The following is a 527-nucleotide window of genomic DNA, read 5'->3' as shown; positions in this document are numbered from 1 at the left end:
ACCGGATCGCGATCATCAACGACGGGGAACTCCAACAGTTTGCCCCGCCGCTTGACTGTTATAACGAGCCAGTAAACCTGTTCGTCGCGGGCTTCGTCGGATCTCCGAGCATGCGGTTCGTCCAAGGGGCGGTAGACAGTGGGCGGTTCACCGATCCAGAGCTGGGGATCGACCTAGATGTTTCGTCGTCGGTCGATATCAACGATAACAGTCGGATTACGCTCGGTATCCGTCCCGAGGACGTGTACCTCGAAGGTCACGGGGACATCAAAAACGCGACGGACCCGATTTCGCTCGAGGTGGATGTCGTTCAGCCGATGGGCGACAAACTCATGATCTATCTGCGTGCGCCAGATTCAGACCTCTCCTTCGAATCTGAGTTCGACGAGACGGACCAGACAGCTTCGAAAACAGATCAGTTGCTCATGGCAGCCGATCCGACTGTCGACGTCGAAGCCGGTCAGCCGATCGAAACCGTCCTCGACCGATCCCAGATCCATCTCTTCGATTCAGCGAGCGGAGAAGCG

At 57.1% G+C, this 527-nt stretch carries 1 protein-coding gene; it reads left to right on the top strand.

Annotation, left to right across the window (positions count from 1 at the left end):
* A partial coding sequence (locus DVK07_RS23055; RefSeq protein WP_199719714.1) for a TOBE domain-containing protein occupies window positions 1–527 on the top strand: 527 nt, incomplete at both ends.

It is taken from the genome of Halorubrum sp. Atlit-26R, from assembly GCF_003666015.1.
In the GTDB taxonomy this organism is placed as follows: Archaea; Halobacteriota; Halobacteria; order Halobacteriales; family Haloferacaceae; genus Halorubrum.
The sequence above is the reverse complement of the archived record's forward strand: the minus strand, read 5'-3'. Positions and strand labels throughout refer to the sequence as shown.